Annotated in this window: 13 protein-coding genes; 1 reads left to right on the plus strand and 12 read right to left on the minus strand. The window is 33.8% G+C overall.

Features of this window, described 5'->3' with window-relative positions:
• Positions 1 to 2: 2 nt before the first annotated feature.
• From coaBC to gmk, 3 genes are all read right to left on the minus strand, one after another.
• Positions 3 to 1,217: a bifunctional phosphopantothenoylcysteine decarboxylase/phosphopantothenate--cysteine ligase CoaBC gene (gene coaBC / locus BUB96_RS05015; RefSeq protein ID WP_073297309.1), complete on the minus strand. Its 1,215-nt coding sequence runs from the start codon at positions 1,215 to 1,217 to the stop codon at positions 3 to 5.
• A gap of 241 nt (positions 1,218 to 1,458) precedes the next feature.
• Positions 1,459 to 1,689 carry a DNA-directed RNA polymerase subunit omega gene (gene rpoZ / locus BUB96_RS05020; protein ID WP_073297313.1) on the minus strand — a complete coding sequence of 77 codons (231 nt, stop codon included), beginning with the start codon at positions 1,687 to 1,689 and terminating at the stop codon, positions 1,459 to 1,461.
• Positions 1,690 to 2,307, minus strand: a complete 618-nt coding sequence (gene gmk, locus BUB96_RS05025; protein WP_073297316.1) for a guanylate kinase — start codon at positions 2,305 to 2,307, stop codon at positions 1,690 to 1,692.
• Between the two features lie 286 nt (positions 2,308 to 2,593).
• Between gmk and BUB96_RS05030 the strand changes: the two genes are divergently transcribed.
• Positions 2,594 to 2,914 (plus strand): hypothetical protein, encoded by a 321-nt coding sequence (locus BUB96_RS05030; protein WP_073297319.1) that lies wholly within the window; start codon positions 2,594 to 2,596, stop codon positions 2,912 to 2,914.
• 81 nt (positions 2,915 to 2,995) lie between these two features.
• Here BUB96_RS05030 and cls read toward each other — a convergent pair whose 3' ends face one another.
• The 9 genes from cls to BUB96_RS05075 all read right to left on the minus strand — a co-directional run bounded on the left by cls (position 2,996) and on the right by BUB96_RS05075 (position 15,652).
• A complete protein-coding gene (cls, locus tag BUB96_RS05035) occupies positions 2,996 to 4,459 on the minus strand; it encodes a cardiolipin synthase (RefSeq protein ID WP_073297322.1) in 1,464 nt (487 codons plus the stop codon).
• Between the two features lie 89 nt (positions 4,460 to 4,548).
• The gene (locus BUB96_RS05040; RefSeq protein ID WP_073297325.1) at positions 4,549 to 6,210 is read right to left on the minus strand and encodes a ribonuclease J; all 1,662 of its coding nucleotides are present in this window, start codon (positions 6,208 to 6,210) and stop codon (positions 4,549 to 4,551) included.
• Positions 6,211 to 6,459: 249 nt separating this feature from the next.
• A complete protein-coding gene (pnp, locus tag BUB96_RS05045) occupies positions 6,460 to 8,589 on the minus strand; it encodes a polyribonucleotide nucleotidyltransferase (protein WP_073297328.1) in 2,130 nt (709 codons plus the stop codon).
• 194 nt (positions 8,590 to 8,783) lie between these two features.
• A complete protein-coding gene (gene rpsO, locus BUB96_RS05050) occupies positions 8,784 to 9,053 on the minus strand; it encodes a 30S ribosomal protein S15 (RefSeq protein WP_073297331.1) in 270 nt (89 codons plus the stop codon).
• Between the two features lie 175 nt (positions 9,054 to 9,228).
• The gene (gene uvrB, locus BUB96_RS05055; RefSeq protein ID WP_073297334.1) at positions 9,229 to 11,211 is read right to left on the minus strand and encodes an excinuclease ABC subunit UvrB; all 1,983 of its coding nucleotides are present in this window, start codon (positions 11,209 to 11,211) and stop codon (positions 9,229 to 9,231) included.
• 155 nt (positions 11,212 to 11,366) lie between these two features.
• Positions 11,367 to 11,624, minus strand: coding sequence for a 30S ribosomal protein S20 (rpsT, locus tag BUB96_RS05060; protein WP_073297337.1), 258 nt, complete (start codon positions 11,622 to 11,624; stop codon positions 11,367 to 11,369).
• Between the two features lie 154 nt (positions 11,625 to 11,778).
• Positions 11,779 to 12,819 (minus strand): DNA polymerase III subunit delta, encoded by a 1,041-nt coding sequence (gene holA / locus BUB96_RS05065; RefSeq protein ID WP_073297340.1) that lies wholly within the window; start codon positions 12,817 to 12,819, stop codon positions 11,779 to 11,781.
• Between the two features lie 8 nt (positions 12,820 to 12,827).
• Positions 12,828 to 15,158, minus strand: coding sequence for a DNA internalization-related competence protein ComEC/Rec2 (locus BUB96_RS05070; RefSeq protein ID WP_073297343.1), 2,331 nt, complete (start codon positions 15,156 to 15,158; stop codon positions 12,828 to 12,830).
• Positions 15,159 to 15,178: 20 nt separating this feature from the next.
• Complete coding sequence (locus BUB96_RS05075; protein WP_073297346.1) at positions 15,179 to 15,652, minus strand: ComE operon protein 2; 474 nt, start codon at positions 15,650 to 15,652, stop codon at positions 15,179 to 15,181.
• Positions 15,653 to 15,716: the final 64 nt, after the last annotated feature.

Here is a 15,716-nt window from a genome sequence, read left to right on the forward strand (position 1 = left end):
TATTAGGAATGGTGATCAAGTTCTTCTATTACTTTATCTAATATGCGTCTAGCAATCTCTGTTTTTGAAGTTTTTGGAATATCAAGGCGTTGGTGTTCTTTTGTAAAGATGACAACTTGATTATCATCTGAATCAAAACCTGTACCTTCTTTTCCTACTTCATTTGCGACAATCAAATCTAAATTCTTTTCAGCTAACTTTTTCAGTGCATAATCTTCTAACTGATTAGTTTCAGCTGCAAAGCCTACTAGAAATTGATTTTCCTTTTTTGCTCCCATGGTTTTTAAAATATCAGGATTTTCTTGTAGTTCAATGGTTAGTGGCTCTTTGAGATCTGCCTTTTTCATTTTAGATGTTGCAGCATCCGCTACGCCATAATCCGAAACAGCTGCCGACATGATTAAAATATCTACATCTTCAAAGCGCTCATCAATCGCTTCAAACATTTCACTCGCTGAGTCTACTTGAATACGATGAATCGCTTTTGAAGACTCTAAAGTACTTGCTGTGACTAATGTCACTTCTGCACCATATTGATAGGCTGCTTCTGCAATAGAATGCCCCATTTTTCCTGATGAATCATTTGTAATATAGCGTACTGGATCAATCCGTTCTTTCGTCCCACCTGCACTAATTAGTATTTTATAACCGCGAAGAGGCAGTGTCTTTTCTGTAGTGATTATAAAATTTTCCAATTCTTCTAAAATACGTTTGTTTTCTGGATAACGTCCCTTTCCTTCATATCCCTCAGCTAAAAAACCTGTATCTGGTTCTACTATATAAATTCCTCTGCTTTTTAATGTTTGGATGTTTTCTTGAGTGGCCGGATTTTCAAACATATCCGTATTCATCGCTGGTACAACAAAAAGCGGAGAAGCTGTCGCTAAGAGAGCAGATGTTACAAAATTATCAGCTAAACCGTAAGCCATTTTCGCCATCGTATTTGCTGTTGCAGGAGCGATTACAGAAATATCTGCCCAGTCAGAAAGGTCAACATGAGCAACATGTGATGGATTATTCTCACAAAAAGTATCCACATAGACTTCATGTCTACTCAATATTTGAAAAGTCATCGGCGTTACAAACTTCGTCGCGGATTCTGTCATAGCCACCCGTACCTCAGCTCCATTTTTTATAAAACTACGCATTAAATCTACCACTTTATAAACAGCGATTCCTCCCGTAACATAAAGAGCAATTTTTTTATCTTTTAACATGATAGACCCCGTTCCTTATTTATATATTTCTTCTATTTTATCAGAAATTTATACCAACTGAGGGATATGTTGAAATTTGTTCAAAATTTATTTTCAAAATAATAAATGATCCAAATAACGCTTGGATTCAATTCGCACGATTTGACTTAAAAACTATACAAACAGAAAAATAAAATCTTTCATAAAACAACGATTCACCCAGTTGCGATATGAAAGATTTTATTTATATATTTTAAATCTGTTATAGATTTGAACCTTTGACGCTTTCCGGATCAATAACAATATCTCCTGAAGCAATTTCTTCCAATGCTTTCCCAACATATGAAATAGATTGGTAGTCATCTAATAACTCACGATGATTTTTATCTTCTTTCTCTTCAAGTTGGTGCGCTCGCTTAGAAGCTAAGATAACGAGCGAGTATTTTGAATCTACCTGTTTTAATAATTTATCAATTGATGGACGGATTAACAATTACTTCATCTCCTCTATAATTTTTGAGAATCGATCAATGTTTCTTTCAACTTTCAAATGTTCACTCTCAATAATGCTACGTATTTTACGTGCTGCTTCATCAACAGAATCATTTTCAACAACGTAATCATAGTACTTTATGAGTTGCAGTTCTTCAACAGCTTTTTCCATTCGTTGTCCAATAACTTCTGGACTATCTGTTCCTCGATTTTTTATTCGCATTTTTAATTCTTCTAAATCAGGTGGTGATAAAAAGATGAAAATCCCTTCAGGCATACGTTTTTTTACTTTTAATGCCCCTTGGACTTCAATTTCTAAGAAAACATCTTGACCTGAATCCAAGGTTTCACGAACATAGTCAATAGGTGTTCCATAATAATTCCCTACATAATTCGCATATTCTAGAAGCTTACCCTCTTTTATATATTGTTCGAACTCTTCTTTAGTTCTAAAAAAGTAGTCCACTCCCTCTACTTCTCCAGCACGTTTTAAACGTGTGGTCATCGAAATAGAAAAGTCAAAGTCATTATTATAATGATCAAATAAGTGCTTTCGTACGGTTCCTTTTCCAACTCCAGACGGACCAGAAAGTACGATTAGTAATCCTTGCTCCTCCATTTTCATTTCCCTTCTACTACAGATACCTATCTAGCTTGTACCTTTCATTCAATAATAACATATTTTAGCTATTTGTGAATACTTTTTAGCTATTCCATTTTAAATAAGCGATTTATTTCTCAAAATACGATAGATAATTACTTTTCCTCATATAAATATTTGTTTTTGCTAGTGAAGAACTTGTGATTATTCATTTTTATTTCTGTAAATAGTTTGATTCTTTATTGACAGGCGAATGTGTGTTCGCTATAATGTAAACACAAACATTTGTTCGGAGGTTGAGTTCATGGAAAGAGTTACAGAATCTACAAGCAATTTATTTATGAATTTTCTAGATAATTATCAAACAGTCCGCAATCGCCCTCATTTTAAAGTCTATCCGCAAATGCCCGTCAATCAAATAAAACAATTTGTAAAACAAGCTACCGATCGAAACTTAGACATTGCAATTCAATTAAATCCATCCCCATTCTCTGATAACCCAAGCGAAATATTTGGGAAAATTTCAATCTCCCCTCATTCAGGACATATTATTTTATCTCCTAAAGATGGGAATACTTATCATTTAATTCAACAAGCACATATTCGTCATATACGAATCATTTAAAATTTTCTAACTAAAATTATAAATAATTTAAAACTCAGGAAGTCGATCCCCTTAATCGATTCCCTGAGTTTTTTTATTTTTTTATAAGATAGGAGACAATAAACGACTAAACTGTTGTTTAAATCGATCCCACAGTGAATAAGCTTCAATTATTTCTTCTGTCAATAAGTAAGAATCTTTCATATCTTTTTCAAAGTATTCAACTTGTTCTAAAGCTGTCTTTTTATTATATAGAAAAGCATTGACCTCAAAATTTAATTTGAAACTTCGAATATCAAAATTCGCTGTCCCTACAGAGGTAATTTCATCATCAATTACAATCGTTTTCGCATGCATAAAACCTTTATCGTAAATATATACTTCTCCGCCAATATTCATCAACTCTTCTGCATAACTTAAGGTAGCTTGATAAATAAATGGATGGTCCGGTTTATTTGGGATCATCAGACGAACAGTTACTCCTGATAATACAGCTAACTCGATGGTTTCCTTTAAAGCATCATCTGGAATAAAGTAAGGCGTTTGAATATATATTGATTCTTTTGCTAAGTTAATCATTTTCAAAAATCCCGTTTTAATCTGCTGCAATTCAGAATCGGGACCACTTGACACAATTTGTATTTTCGTATCTCCTCTGGATTCTACTACCGGAAAATAATAAGGTTCATAAGCAATAAGTTCTGCTTTTTTCGAAGCATTCCAGTCAATTATAAAACGTTCTTGCAGTTGATGGACTGCAGTCCCTTCAATGCGCAAATGGGTATCCCGCCAATAGCCCATATTCTCATATTCCCCTAAATAATCATCTCCTACGTTAAAGCCGCCTACATACCCAATTTTTCCATCAATGACGACAATCTTTCTATGGTTTCGATAATTTAGTCGGATATTTAAAAGGTGAAACTTCGAACCAAAAGAGGTGTCCGTCTCGCCTCCATAAGATTCAAGTTGTTGGAATAGAGATTTTTTTAATGTGCGTCCTCCAACTGGATCATATTGGACTCTTACTTCCACTCCTTTTTTAGCCACTTCTTCAAGCGCCGCTACTACTCTTTTACCTATTTTATCGCCCTTAAAAATATAGTAGCTCACATGCACATGGTGTTCTGCTTTTTTGATATCTGCAATTAATTGATCAAATTTTTCACGACCGTCTACAAAATATTCCACTTCGTTATCTAAAGAAATCGGTGGCTGTTCGATTCTCATTAACATTTTTGCCATTTCAAATTTTTTGTTTTTTGGGTCATTGAAATCTTTTTTCTCTATGTATTCCAACTGATCTATTTTTATATTATTTTGAATTTCCAAATATTTTGGCAAGCCTACTTTGGATTGCTCTCTTAAATTATATATATCTTCTTTAGAAATTTTTCTTCCTAAAAATAAATAAATAATTAGACCAATAACTGGAAAAATATTTAATACAAGTAACCAAGCCCAGATTGCTGCAATGTCTCGATTTCTATCTGAAAAAACAGTAATTACAGAGATTAAAGTATTAACTGCTATAATTGCGCTTAAAAATATATAAAAATAATTCATCAATTTCCTCCAGCATTATAAATAAGATTTATTAAAAATACCCCCTTCTCAAAAATCAATGAAAAGGGAGTATTTGAGTTCATTCTATTTTATTTGACTTCCATAATAACCGGTAAAATAATAGGTCTTCTTTTCGTTTCTTTAAACAAATAAGATCCTAATTCATCTCGCACATTGGATTTTAAAGTACTCCATGAAAAACTTTTATCCTGAATTGTGTCCTTGACAACCTTAGCTACAATCTTATTTCCTTCATCAATTAGTTCTTGACTTTCCTTCGCAAATACGAAGCCTCGAGTAACCGTATAAGGGCCAGAGGTTATTGTTTTCTGGCGACGATTGATTGTACAAACAGAAACAAATATCCCATCATCCGCTAAAATTCTACGATCACGAAGAACAATATTTCCTACATCTCCAATACCAATCCCATCAATGAAGGTATTTTCAGCTGGAACTTGCCCTGTTTGACGCATCGTTCCCTCTGTATACTCTAAAACATCTCCATTACTGACAATGAAAATATTTCGATAAGGAATACCTGTTTGGTGAGCTAAATCTGCATGAGCAGCCAACATACGGTATTCTCCTTGAATAGGAATAAAGTAAGTAGGATTTAATAAATTAATCATCCACTGTAAATCATTCGGTGTCGCATGGCCTGAAGCTTTTAGGTTATCTGAGATCGTTTTAACTGTCCCACCCGCACGATAGACTTGGTTTTCAGTTTTTGCTACTGTAACTTCCATTGTTGAAGAAGGACTCGTTACAATGTAGACTAAGTCTCCTTTTTTAATGGCGACTTGGTTGTGCAATCCACGAGCCATTTCATCTAAGGTTTGGATAGGTTCGCCCGCTCCACCTGTTTCTAAAATAACAATTTCTTCATCCTCATAATCTTTTATTTTATCAATAGGGATAAATAAATCTTCTTCAGGTAAAGTCAGTTTCTCTAAATCTAAAGCAATTTGCATAACGGATTCAATATGTCGACCAGAAATAAAAACCTTTCGTCCAAAGCGACTCGCCGCATTTAATACTTGTTGAATCCGTAAAATATTACTAGCAACAGCGACTACAATAATTCGACCTTTTGTTTCTTGAAAGGTTTTAAACACTTCCTCTTGGATATCAGATTCTAAAACATTCTCTGATAAACTTTCTGCATCCATTGAATCACTTAAAAGGGCTAAGACACCCTCTCTTCCAATTTCACTAATCTGACCATAATCTGTTTTGTAGTCCCCAACAGCCGTTTGGTCAAATTTAAAGTTTCCAGTATATACAATATTTCCTTTATCTGTATGAACAGCTATCCCCATAGAATCTGGAATAGTATGTGTTGTTCTGAAAAATCGAATTACAGTTCCATCAAAATCAATTTCTACTTCTTCATCAATCGCATGATAGTTATCAAACTGAACGTCTAATCCAGCCTCTTCAACATACCATTTAGCTAATGAAATAGTTAATTCCGAACCAAATACGGGCACATCAAATTTATCTAAGAAATACGGCAAAGCTCCAATCGCATCTTCATGTCCATGCGTTAAAAAGACTCCCGCTATCTTGTCTGCATTTTTCTCTAAATAGGTAAAGTCAGGAATGACAGCATCTATCCCATACAATTGATCCTCAGGATAGGCTAGACCGCAATCTAGAATAAATATAGTGTCATCTATTTCGATAACATACATATTCCGTGCATTCTCTCGAACTCCACCTAAAGGAATAATTTTTAGGTTATTCAAACAAAACCACCTTCTAATATATCTTTTATACGTTCATTTTATTGAGATTAAGTATAGCATAAGTAAAAAACATTTTGAAATACGAGTTCTTTCAATAAAACAAACAATATATTTTTATTTTAGTTAAACTATTTTCTAAATAAAAAAAGGTAGCAGAATGATTCACTTCAAGTATTTATTATACCAACAAATTGACTTAAGCAAACAGAATCCCTGCTACACCATAATTATTTTGTCATTAAATAAAAATTACTTTTCTTCTTTTTTCTGTTCTTCCATCACTGCTTTATGTGATAAATTAACTCTTCCAAGTTTGTCGACCTCTAACACTTTAACTTCCAGTTGATCGCCAACAGAAACAACATCAGATGTATTTTTCACAAAGCGATCTGAAATTTCTGAAACATGACATAGACCTTCAGTTCCTTTGAAAATTTCTACAAAAGCACCATAGCTTTCCACACGTTTAACCGTACCATTATAAATTTTTCCAACTTCTACTTCTTCTGTGAGTTCTTCAATAATTTGTTTGGCACGAGCAATCATTTCAGCATCTTCACCATAAATTGAAACTAATCCTTCATCATTGATATCAATTTTGACTTCTGTTTCATCAATAATTTTATTGATGGTTTCGCCGCCTTTACCAATAACGACTTTAATTTTATCTGGATTAATATTCATTGATTCAATCTTCGGTGCATATGCATTTAACTCTTCACGCGGTGCAGGAATTTCAGCCTCAATATTATCTAGAATGAGCAAGCGAGCTTTTTTAGCGGCTTCTAAAGCTTCTTCAAGTATTTTAGTCGTAATTCCTTCAATTTTAATATCCATTTGTAAAGCAGTAATTCCGTCACGGGTTCCTGCTACTTTAAAGTCCATATCTCCTAAATGGTCTTCTAGGCCTTGAATATCTGTTAAGATCGTGTAATCTTCATCGTCCATTACAAGACCCATAGCAATCCCACCAACAGGAGCTTTGATTGGAACTCCAGCATCCATTAAAGAAAGGGTTGCTCCACAAATACTTGCTTGTGAAGAAGACCCATTTGATTCTAAAACTTCCGAAACGACTCGAATCATATATGGAAACTCTTCTTCATTTGGAATAATTGGTTCTAATGCTTTTTCTCCAAGTGCTCCATGTCCTATCTCACGACGACCTGGTGCGCCAATTCTTCCGGCTTCTCCAACTGAAAAATTCGGGAAGTTATACTGGTGAATAAATCGTTTTTTATCTTCACTACCTAATCCATCAATAATTTGATATTCGTTCAATGGGCCTAATGTTGTAGTAGATAAGGCTTGTGTTTGTCCTCGTGTGAACAATCCTGATCCATGTACTCGTGGTAATAAACCAGCAATAGATTCAAGTGGGCGGACTTCATCAACGCCTCGACCATCCGGACGAATTTTTTCTTTTGTAATTAAGCGACGAACTTCATCTTTTTCAAGATTGTTCATAACTTCTTTTACATCTTTTAATAGTTTTCCTAATTCTTCTGTTGATAAATCAGCTTCTGCGTATTTTATTTCATAGGCCTCAACTACTGCTTCTTTTAAAGCTTCAGTAGCTTCCGCACGTTCTTGTTTATCATAAATTTGAATAGCTTCTTTCATGCTATCATTGTATGCTGCGGTAATTTCGTCTGTTAGTTCTTGGCTTGGAAGTAATAATTCAACTTCCATCTTCTCTTTACCAATTTCAGCAATAATTTTTTCTTGGAACGCATTCAATTCTTTTACGGCTTCATGACCGAATAATAAAGCTTCTAATAAATCAGTTTCTGATGCTTGTTCCGCACCACTTTCCACCATGTTTATCGCTTGTTTTGTCCCAGCAACTGTCACATTCATATCGGAAGCCGCTGTCTGTTCTTCAGTAGGATTTAAAACAAGTTCACCATTTACGCGTCCTACGTTAATTCCAGCAATTGGGCCGGCAAAAGGTATTTTTGAAATTCCTAAAACTAAACTTGAACCTAACATAGCAGTCATTTCTGGAGTGTTATCAGGATCTACTGATAACACTGTATTGATGATTTGAACTTCATTTCGGTAACCTTCAGGGAATAAAGGACGAATTGGACGATCAATTAAACGAGAAGTTAAGGTTGCGTGCTCAGATGGACGCCCTTCACGTTTAAGAAAACCACCAGGAATTTTACCTACTGCATACATTTTTTCTTCATAATTTACGGTTAACGGAAAAAATGGCAAGGTAGAAGGTTTTTCTCCACCAACTACGGTAGATAGAACAACCGTTTCTCCATATCGTAATAAAGCAGCAGCTGAAGCTTGCTTCGCTACTTGACCAATTTCAACAACTAATTCTCGTCCTGCTACTTGAGTTGTGTATACTTTTTTTTCGGACATAATTTTCTCCTTTTTCTCATTCAGAAACAGGGAGGTTACTACTAAACAAAGGTCAAATTTTAAAAGTACCTGTGCAGTTAAAATTTCACATTTGAATAGTAGTTGTATACCTCCTGGTTCTTTTTATCTCTTTATTTTCTTTAAAAAGAAAGCGAGATTCAAGAGAATCCCGCATTCATTAATACTTATATTAATTAACGACGTAAGCCTAATTTTTGGATTAAGTCACGGTAACGAGTAATATCTTTTTTACGTAAGTAAGCAAGTAAATTACGACGGTGACCAATTTTTTTCATTAAACCACGTTGTGAATGATAATCTCCGCTATGTGTATGCATATGATCATTCAAATTGTTAATTTCGTTTGTTAATAAAGCAATTTGCACTTCTGGAGAACCAGTATCTCCTTCATGACGTGCATACTCTTCAATGATATTTTGTTTTTCATCTTGTGTTAATGTCATGTTCTTCACCCCTTTTTATTTATCGAATCCATTTACCGAGATAACGTTGGTGATTCTATCATCCAAGTAATGGTCATAGTATTTATAAATCAAATACCTTAATTAATATACTAGACATGGCTTGAATAATCAAGTATTTAAATTAAATAGATCCTCTATTTGATTACATTTTTGATTAAGAATTTGCTTGTAATTCTAGCATGGCATCTCGGATAGACGCTGCTTTTTCAAATTCTAATTCTTTTGCGGCATGGCGCATTTCAAGTTCTAGTGTCTCAACCAATTCTCGTTTTTCTGCTTGAGTTAATTTGTTAATATTTTCAATAGAGAAATCTGAATCCATATCTTCAACAATGGTAGATATACTGATAAGATCTCGTACTTCTTTATGAATAGTTGTTGGAGTAATTCCGTGTTTTTCATTATATTCTTTTTGAATGGCTCGACGTCTTTCTGTTTCATCAATGGCTACACGCATCGATCGTGTAATATGATCTGCATACATTAAGACTTGACCATTTTCATTTCGAGCCGCCCGGCCACTCGTTTGAATTAATGACGTCTCGTTACGCAAGAAGCCTTCTTTATCTGCATCTAGTATCGCGACCAGAGAAACTTCCGGAACGTCCAGTCCTTCTCGAAGGAGGTTAATTCCTACTAAAACATCAAACTCTCCCATTCGTAAATTACGAATAATTTCAGTTCGTTCAAGGGTTTTTACATCACTGTGTAAATATTCAACCTTTATCCCAACTTCTTTAAAGTAGTCGGTTAAATCTTCTGCCATCTTTTTAGTTAATGTCGTAATAAATACTCGTTCATCTCGCTCTACTCGAAGATTGATTTCTTCAATTAAATCATCAATTTGTCCTTCAATTGGTCGAACATCAATTATTGGATCTAATAAGCCCGTTGGACGAATAATTTGCTCCGCAATTCTAGAGGAACGTTCTTTTTCATAATCTGAAGGTGTTGCTGAAATATAAGCAATTTGAGGTACACGCTCTTCAAATTCTTCAATCGTTAATGGGCGGTTGTCTAAGGCACTTGGCAAACGGAAGCCATGCTCGACAAGCATTTCTTTACGCGAACGGTCACCTTTATACATTCCACGAATTTGTGGCATAGTAATATGTGACTCATCGACAATAAACAAAGAATCCGATGGAAAGAAATCTAATAAAGTATAGGGAGGATCTCCGGGTTTTCGACCGTCTAAATGGCGCGAATAGTTTTCAATTCCAGAAACATACCCCATTTCCAGTAACATTTCTAAATCATAGTTTGTTCTTTGCTCTAGTCTTTGAGCTTCCAATAATTTGTTTTCTTTTTGTAAGACTTGCAATCGCTCTTCTAATTCTTCGCTAATAGAGGTCATTGCTGCTCTATTTTGTTCATCTGTAGAGACGAAGTGAGTCGCTGGGAAGATAGCGACGTAATCTAAGTCCGCTTGAATTTCCCCCGTTAAAGAATCAATCTCTCGAATACGATCAATTTCATCTCCAAAAAACTCAACACGTACTGTAACTTCTCCTCTAGAAGGAAGAAAAATTTCGACACTATCTCCACGAACACGAAAACGTCCTCGTTGAAAATCAATATCATTTCGTTCAAATTGCATATCCACTAACATATGCAATAATTCATCTCGACTCATTTCAGCTCCGACACGTAGTGATTTAACATGCTTTTTATAATCTTCAGGGTTAACTAATCCGTAGATACAAGAGACAGAAGCTACTACAATAGTATCTCGACGTTCAACTAATGAGCTCGTTGCTGAATGACGAAGTTTATCTATCTCGTCATTAATACTTGCATCTTTTTCAATGAAAGTATCGGTTGAAGGGACATAAGCTTCTGGTTGGTAATAATCATAATAACTTACAAAATATTCTACCGCATTTTCCGGAAAAAATTCTTTAAACTCTGAATATAACTGCCCCGCTAAGGTTTTGTTATGTGCAATCACTAATGTTGGTTTATTTACTTGTTCGATTACATTCGACATGGTAAATGTTTTACCTGTTCCTGTCGCACCTAGTAGTGTAATTTCTTTTTCGCCTTTTTCAATACCTTCCACAATATCTTTAATGGCTGTTGGTTGGTCTCCACTAGGTTTATATTTCGAATGTAATTTAAATTTTGCTTCTTCCATAACCGATTCCTTTCCATAATAATTTCCATTAAAACCATAACATATCAAGAGTAAAAAAGCCCTCTGATTGATTGCCTTACTTTCCAAATAACAGATGGTTATCGGACAGTTTACAATCATCAGATGAGCTTTTCGTTTATGTTTGATTCATTGTTTTATTGATTGTTTACTATTTTTTGTAAACGTGATTTTTCTCGTGCAGCTTTATTTTTGTGAATTAATCCTTTGCTTGCTGCTGAATCAATTAGACCAAGTGTATCGTTTAATAATTCGTTTGTGTTCTCTGCATTTTCTTCTGCAGCTACGATAACTTTTCTAATGGCTGAACGAGTTGCAGTTGCTTGTCCTTGTTGACGCGCTCTAACTTTTTCGTTTTGACGTACACGTTTTTTAGCTTGTGCGGATGTTGCCATCTAAAACACTCCTTTTCAGATAATCTATCATTTAAATATTATTCATTGAGTAATCAAATAAAGTACCCTAATATTTTAACATTTTATAGTATACAAAACTTTTGAGCAAAAAGCAATTATTAGGATGATTTAATCGGCCCTTTTGAAGTAAAAATTAACTAGGAACTTTACTTTGTTGGGCAAAACGCATAATAAATAATTCAATCTGTAATTCTTGGTCAATTTGTCCAGTTTTCATTTTATAATCGGCATCAATTAAATAATCTAGAGCTTTAGATAACAGCTTTTGATCATAACGTCGAACATTTTGTAAGGCCAATTTTACTCGATAGGGATGAACCTTAAGAACCTTTGCAATATCCCCTTGAGGATAGCCTTGTTTTTGTAGGATCTTTACCTGCAAAAGCAAACGAAATTGTGAAATAAGTAAAGCGACTATTTTTATAGGTTCTTCTTTTTGCACCAATAAATCATGATAAGCTTCAATGGAAGCCTCTACTTGATTGTTAAGAACTAAAGTATTTAATTCAAAGACATTTTGTTCTAACGATTTTGGAACTAAATAACGGATTGAATCTTTTGTTATTTTTTTCGAATCTACATGGTATAAAAACAACTTATTTAATTCATGCATCATATCTGTTAAATGACCGTCTGTTCGTTCCGTAAATAATTGAAAGGCACTGTCTGTCATTTGATAACCTTTTTCTTTTATTATTTCTTTAACGTAGCGATTGACTTCATTCGGATAAGGTGATGAGACATCAATTAATTGCGCGTTTTTCTCCAGAGTCTTCGTAATTTTTTTGCGTCGATCTAATTTTTCATAAGGTGCAAATAAGACCAAAATTGTAAATTCAGCTGGATTCTTTATGTACTCTTCTAATTCATCTATATTATGCTTGGGTGCACTTTTAATTTTCTTCCCCGTTAAAAAATAGGGATTTTGCACAAAGACCACTTTGCGATCACCAAAAAACGGAAAGGAAGAGGCTTCAAACAAGGCATCATTAATTGTATCTTCTTCCATATCAAAACTAGAAAAGTTTAAATCTATTGATTCTTCATCTAAAGCTTGTTCAATAATTGTTTCACGTATTCGTTCAATAAAATAGCGCTCTTCTCCAAGGACTAAATAGATTGGAGCATAATTTCCTTTTCGAATATTCGCAAGTTCTTTTTGAATATTTTTCATTTCTTCACCTAATTTTTATATACTGTATAAGTTTTCATAAACCAATGATTTAAAAGAGGTAATTTATAATATTTAATCATTATAGCTCCCTCTTCAACTGTACTAAATGTATGAATGTTCATCTCTTTTAATCGATCTAAAACTTCTTCATTCGGATGTCCATACGAATTGTTTCGCCCTGCGGAAATAAATGCTTTTGTAGGTTGAATCTGATCTAATAGTTCTTGAGTAGTAGATGTTTTACTTCCGTGATGAGCAACTTTTAAATTATTTACTCTTAAATTGGGATAACGGGTTAGTATTTCTCGTTCAGCCTCTGCTTCTATATCTCCCGTAAAAAGCCAAGTGTCTTCCCTTATTTTAACATACAAAGTCAAAGAATCATTATTTTTACTATTTTCTTCATTTATGGGATGAATAGCCAAAGTATCTTTTGTAGGATACTCTAGGACTGCTGGTGGATCAATTATTTGTAATTGAACGTTCTTTAAAGACTGAATTTGCTCTCGAACCATTTTTTCTCTAAAGGTTGCTTTAGTTGCTATTATTTTTTTAATAGATAAAGAGCTACCAAGGCTTTCAATTTCTCCTGCATGATCTGCATCCGCATGAGTGATATATAAACAGTCAACACTTGAAATACCTAAGGATTTTAATGACGGAGCTATCGTTTGGCTTCCAATTGAATAATTCTTCTTTTTTTCTTGCCAACTCTCCTTCTCTCCCCAACTAATCTGTCCTCCTGTGTCAATTAAGGTAATTTTTCCAGTTATCGGTTCCTTAATTAAAAGAGAGTCTCCTTGTCCGACATCCAACATAAGGACATAACCAACAGGAGAAATTTGATAATAAAACAAGCTAAACAAGATTCCGCCTAAAGAAACAAAAGATGGTATTTTCTTATTTTCTATATTTGAAAGAAGTTTAAATATGCACCAAACAAATAATAAAGTAATAATAGTAGGTAGTCGACCAATAACAAACGAAAAATCAAATGTATTATTTAATAAAACTACTCCGTTTTCTATAAAAACAATCAGAGCCGTTAGGATATCATTAAAAAAGAAAAATATATACGTCGAACCTATAAAGGGAGACAGGCAAAAAAGAATAAGCAACGACGGGAAAAATATATACGTAAAAAAAGGAATAAATAGAAGATTTGCGAAAATAGTTATCCACGTAAATTCAAAAAAATGATAAGCTAAAATTGGTAAGCTGGCTAATGTACTCATCAAAGAGAACATTAAATTCTGCAGGATAACATGTAAATTCCGTATCCATTCTTGATTGCTTAATAGAATAAATAAGCCACTTAATAAGTAACTTAACTGAAAAGAGAGTTCTAACGCTTGATAAGGATTCAAAAAAAGAGCAATAAGCATCGTAAAAGACCAAGCATCTAAAGAATTTATTTTTGTTTTTCTTACTTGCCCCACCAGCATAATAAATGAATGGAGGGTCGCTCGGAAAATACTGACTCCTAAACCAGCTAACAAGCAATAAAAAGGTATTATAAGTAAGATTGAAAGATTGGTCCGCTCATGTGTAATACCCAGCCGTAAGAATAAACGCCGAATAAAATGGATTAAATAGGTAATATGAAATCCTGAAATGCTAAATAAATGAATAATACCTATTGCACGATAATTTTGCAGGGTGAATTCAGAAAAATCACGTTTATCCGCAAATAATAATATTTTTAGATACAAACCAATAGTTGAATTAAACGTCTCATCAATATAACGAAAAATTTTAACCCGCAAAGATTCGATAAAAGAATAGATTGGTTTAGCCAATTCTTTTGAATCGAGGGGTTGGAGATGCTCAGCTTCTAGTTGCCAATGAATATTTTGATGGCTTAAATAATCACGGTAATTAAATTGATAGAAATTTTTATTTTCAGAAGGTTCCTTTAGTTCTCCTTTGATGAATAGATAATCTTCTAACGAATTTTGACTCCATCTTTTCTTTTCAGCTTCTGTTTTCAATTGATAATGGACAATAATTTTCTCTGTCTCATTTTTTGATTGGATAATCCCCTCAAATTGAAGACTATCTCCATCGATTTTTATTGATGAAGCCTTAGGAAAAATTAAAAATTCATGTTCTAAAGGATCTAATTTCGTTCGATTTTTTTCTTGATGAAAAAGTAAAGATCCACAAAATAGTACGTTAATAACAATAGTGATAACGAATGTTTCTTTGTGTCTTAAACAGAGGATACGAATTAACCAGAATAGATAGAGAATAATTCCCAATAAAAAATAATTACTCACTCCAATTATTAATAGTGGAATACAAGATATCGCTGGGAAAATCCATCGTCTTTTTGTCATTCATATCACTCGATTACTATTTATTCTTTTGAGAAACTTACTTGGACCTTTTGGAAAAAGTCCTCCGGCATCTCTACTTTTATCCTTTTAATATCAGCGTGCTCCAATAATTCTTTGGCATATTCGTTATTATTGTAATCATGTAAGTAGTATAAATTTTTAATCCCTGCTTGAATAATCATTTTTGTACACTGTAGACAAGGAAAATAAGAAACATAAATATCTGCACCATCAGTCGGAATACCAAATTTAGCACACTGTAAAATGGCATTAGCTTCTGCATGAATCGTCCGTACACAATGTCCATCTACCAATTTGCAGCCCGCCTCTGAACAATGGATATCGCCACTTACCGAACCGTTATAACCACCTGAAATCACACGCTTATTGCGCACTATGGTTGCACCAACAGCTAATCTTGTACAAGTACTTCGTGTAGAGATCAGTAAGCTTTGAGCCATAAAATACTGATTCCAAGGAATACGTTTTGTCATTTATAAATCCTCCATTTATCATTTTAATTCTCGATTATAATATTTAAATTATACTAAACGTTAT

The sequence above is a fragment of the Atopostipes suicloacalis DSM 15692 genome (assembly GCF_900129085.1).
GTDB classification, from domain to species: domain Bacteria; phylum Bacillota; class Bacilli; order Lactobacillales; family Carnobacteriaceae_A; genus Atopostipes; species Atopostipes suicloacalis.

Coding starts and splice junctions, on each gene's coding strand:
- coaBC (WP_073297309.1), bottom strand. CDS start 1,217: ATGTTAAAAGATAAAAAAATTGCTCTTTATGTTACGGGAGGAATCGCT.
- gmk (WP_073297316.1), bottom strand. CDS start 2,307: ATGGAGGAGCAAGGATTACTAATCGTACTTTCTGGTCCGTCTGGAGTT.
- BUB96_RS05030 (WP_073297319.1), top strand. CDS start 2,594: ATGGAAAGAGTTACAGAATCTACAAGCAATTTATTTATGAATTTTCTA.
- cls (WP_073297322.1), bottom strand. CDS start 4,459: ATGAATTATTTTTATATATTTTTAAGCGCAATTATAGCAGTTAATACT.
- pnp (WP_073297328.1), bottom strand. CDS start 8,589: ATGTCCGAAAAAAAAGTATACACAACTCAAGTAGCAGGACGAGAATTA.
- rpsO (WP_073297331.1), bottom strand. CDS start 9,053: ATGACATTAACACAAGATGAAAAACAAAATATCATTGAAGAGTATGCA.
- uvrB (WP_073297334.1), bottom strand. CDS start 11,211: ATGGAAGAAGCAAAATTTAAATTACATTCGAAATATAAACCTAGTGGA.
- rpsT (WP_073297337.1), bottom strand. CDS start 11,624: ATGGCAACATCCGCACAAGCTAAAAAACGTGTACGTCAAAACGAAAAA.
- holA (WP_073297340.1), bottom strand. CDS start 12,819: ATGAAAAATATTCAAAAAGAACTTGCGAATATTCGAAAAGGAAATTAT.
- BUB96_RS05070 (WP_073297343.1), bottom strand. CDS start 15,158: ATGACAAAAAGACGATGGATTTTCCCAGCGATATCTTGTATTCCACTA.
- BUB96_RS05075 (WP_073297346.1), bottom strand. CDS start 15,652: ATGACAAAACGTATTCCTTGGAATCAGTATTTTATGGCTCAAAGCTTA.